At 69.3% G+C, this 2,739-nt stretch carries 3 protein-coding genes; all 3 read left to right on the forward strand.

All coding sequences use genetic code 11. The annotated features are described in order from the left end of the window. The first annotated feature begins 190 nt into the window (after positions 1 to 190). The gene (locus HW577_RS23350) at positions 191 to 604 is read left to right on the forward strand and encodes a DUF3830 family protein (protein ID WP_198378503.1); all 414 of its coding nucleotides are present in this window, start codon (positions 191 to 193) and stop codon (positions 602 to 604) included. A 611-nt stretch (positions 605 to 1,215) separates the two neighbouring features. Next, positions 1,216 to 2,394 carry a sigma-54 interaction domain-containing protein gene (locus HW577_RS23355; RefSeq protein ID WP_232475193.1) on the forward strand — a complete coding sequence of 393 codons (1,179 nt, stop codon included), beginning with the start codon at positions 1,216 to 1,218 and terminating at the stop codon, positions 2,392 to 2,394. A gap of 63 nt (positions 2,395 to 2,457) precedes the next feature. Continuing rightward, a partial coding sequence (locus HW577_RS23360) for a hypothetical protein (protein WP_198378504.1) occupies positions 2,458 to 2,739 on the forward strand: 282 nt, incomplete at its 3' end.

The raw sequence follows: 2,739 nt of genomic DNA on the forward strand, positions 1-2,739 counted from the left end.
TTGGCGGGGGGGGGAGAAGGGAACTTCTCCCCCCCCCCCCCGCCACCCCCTCAACCTTCTTTGTCTGCTGGAGACTGACTTCGGCTGTCAGTTCCCAACAGACAAAGAAGGGAGGGGGATGCGGGGGAGGTTCTCCTCCCCCGCCCTTCCCGTCTAAACCCGCCCACCCACAAGCACCGGAGACCCCCACGTGGCGGACGTCATCATCGATATCGGCGGCGAGATTTTCGAAGCCTTCTACGAGCACCGCGACGCGCCCAAGACCGTCGCGCGCTTCCGCACCTTCGTCCCCTACAGCAACCGCATCATCCATGTGCGGTGGTCGGGCGAGGCGTGCTGGATCCCGATGGGCGACTTCGATCTCGGCATCGGGTTCGAGAACGCGACCTCCTACCCCGCGCCGGGCCAGGTCATCGTCTATCCCGGCGGGGTCAGCGAGACGGAGATTCTGATCGCCTACGGTCCGACATGCTTCGCCTCCAAGGCGGGGCAGCTCGCCGGCAACCATGTGCTGACGATCCGCGATGGGCTAGACCGCCTGGCCGTGATCGGGCGCTCGGTGCTCTGGGACGGGGCGAAGCCGATCACCTTCCGCCCGGCCTGACGTGACCGGGGTTGGGCAGCCCGCGCTGAGGGCTGCCCAACCCCGCCCCCGATCCCGCCGACGCCCTTCTTTTGGACGATGCGCAGCAGGACGGTCGCCCTGGCTGCGGCTGCCAGCGTCGATCTCCATTGTACCCATGCTGCTCTGCGGCGCTGGATCGGCCCCCTTGCCCGCGCGTGCGGTTCGGCGAACCGCGGAACGTTCCTGACCCGGCGCCGTGGTGGACGCGTCGCGTCCGGATTCGGAACGGCTATATGCTTGAGCGCGGTGACGGGGTTCGTCGGCCAGCGACGGCACCCTGTGGCGACGCGCGAGGCCTCTCCGCGGCGTGACCCTGGATACGGCGCTCGGGGTGCGGCCGCGCGATATCGCGTATCAGCACGTGCTGACGTGATGCGATAACATCGAACAAATCATACACGCATAAGTGGTGCTAGAGTAATGATCTGCACCTTTTGGCGCTCCAAAAATTAATACTCTTGCGGCGACACCCGTGTTTTCACTAGCCTTCGCTCGTCCGTGAAAGCCATGAGTAGAAAAGCCTCACGTAAATGTGCGTGGCTGGTTTGCTCTTCGAGTACGGGGGCGTCCGTCTGCACGGGGAGCAGTCGATGCTGAAGCCTGATGGCCACACGCGTGCATCCTCGGCTGAGCTGAGCGTGGATGCGCTTGCCGCATTGCCGCGTCTCGAGGCGGCGCGGTTCCTGCTGGAGGCGGCGTCCCGCGACCGGGACCTCCGGGCGCGGCTTTGCGCTGCGGTCGCTGCTGCCCGGCGCGGGCAGGGCGCGCCGCTGCCCTTCGCGGCGGCGAATGCCGAGGCCGAGCCGGTCGGCACCGACGCCTTCATCGTCGGCGCTAGCCCGGCCATGCTCGAGGTCTTCGATCGTCTCCGCCGCTACGCCACGGTCGATTCGCCGGTGCTCATCACGGGTGAGAGCGGCACGGGCAAGGAACTCGCCGCACGCGCGATCCATGAGCGCTCGAACCGCGCGGGCGGTCCCTTCGTCGCCATCAACTGCGCCGCGCTCCCGCCAAGCCTCGTCTCGAGCGAGTTGTTCGGGCACGAGAAGGGCGCCTTCACCGGCGCGACCGAGCGCCGCATCGGCCATCTCGAGATGGCGCATCGCGGCACGCTGTTCCTCGACGAGATCGGCGACCTGCCGCTCGAGATCCAGGGCCATCTGCTGCGCTTCCTGCAGGACGGGCAGATCACCCGCGTGGGCGGGCGGGCGCCGATCCCTGTCGATTCGCGGATCGTCGCCGCGACGCATGTGCCGCTCGTCGACGCGATGGCCGCGCGCCGGTTCCGGGAGGACCTGTTCTACCGCCTCGCCGTGCTGACGCTCGAAATGCCGCCGCTGCGCGAGCGGCCGGGCGACATCGACCTGCTGGCGACCGTCTTCCTTCGCCGCATCGCGGCCGAATGCGGCCGGCCGGCGCAGGGCTTCACGCCCGATGCGCTGGACGCGCTGCGTGCCTATCCGTGGCCGGGCAATGTCCGGCAGATGATCGCGGTGCTGCGGCGGGCCATCGTGATGGCCAATGACGGCCCGCTCTCTGCCACCGACCTCGCCCTCGACCCTCTTGGGTCGCGCGAGCGCATGCCGGCGCCTGGCCCCGGCGCGCCGCGCGGACGGCCGGCGCCGTGTTCGCCCGAGGAGGGCCGCCTGGTGCTGGAGGCGCTGGAGGCGAGCCATGGGCAGGTCGCGCAGGCGGCGCGCCGGCTCGGCGTCTCGCGCGTCACCTTCTACCGGATGATCGAGCGGAACGGCATCGACCTGAAGCGTTGAGCGCGGACGCACCGTGCAGGCGATGACCGGGGTGGAAACATCGGCAGCAGGAAGGGTGTCTCGATGACAGGCAAGGCGGTTTCGGCGGCCAGGCTCGGCGCCGCGATGGTCTTTTGCGGCGTGGCGTCGCTGACGGCGTTCGACGCTGCGGCGCAGTCCTCGGACGAGTTGCGGGCGATCCGCGAGATGCTCGACCGGCAGCAGCGACAGTTGCAGGAACAGGCGAACCGCATCGCGCGGCAGGAACGGCTCATCGAGCAGCAGTCGCGCGAGATCGCGACGCTGCGCGGCCAGCCGTCCGCTGCGCCGCCGCCCGCGCGCGCCGCGGCTGGCCGCGCCGCCGCG

It is taken from the genome of Neoroseomonas rubea (assembly GCF_016106015.1).
Taxonomy (GTDB): domain Bacteria; phylum Pseudomonadota; class Alphaproteobacteria; order Acetobacterales; family Acetobacteraceae; genus Neoroseomonas; species Neoroseomonas rubea.